This window comes from Bradyrhizobium sp. PRIMUS42 (genome assembly GCF_023006515.1).
In the GTDB taxonomy this organism is placed as follows: domain Bacteria; phylum Pseudomonadota; class Alphaproteobacteria; order Rhizobiales; family Xanthobacteraceae; genus Bradyrhizobium.
This window is the reverse complement of sequence record NZ_JALBGZ010001629.1, coordinates 1-413: the sequence shown is the minus strand read 5'-3', so window position 1 is coordinate 413 and position 413 is coordinate 1. Positions and strand designations below refer to the sequence as shown.

General features: G+C 68.5%; 1 protein-coding gene. It reads left to right on the top strand.

Annotated features, from left to right (window positions below; translation table 11 throughout):
• A partial coding sequence (locus MOV75_RS42005; protein WP_309487030.1) for a glycosyltransferase occupies nt 1-413 on the top strand: 413 nt, incomplete at both ends.

Sequence of the window (413 nt, the reverse complement as noted above, 5' to 3'; positions counted from 1 at the left end):
CAGGGCGCGCGCATCATGGCCGACATCGTGCCGGGCGCAATCGAGCGCCTCGAGCCCGCGCTGTGGAGCCGGCTCGTTCTCACCCAGCAGGTGCGCGACGAGGACATGAGCCGCGTCCGCGCAGTCTACGACAAGCTCAAGATCAAGGCAGAGCTGGCGCCGTTCTTTACCGATCTGCCGGCGCGGCTTGCTTCCAACCACCTGATCGTTTCGCGCTCTGGCGCCGGCACGGTGGCCGAGCTCGCTGCGATCGGCCGGCCCTCGATCCTGGTGCCGTTGCCAGGCTCGATCGACCAGGATCAGTTCGCCAATGCCGGCGTGCTGGTCAAGGTCGACGGCGCGATCCGCATCCCGCAGACCGAGTTCAGCTCGGACCGGCTGGCGTCCGAGATCTCCGCCTTCGCCGCCGAGCC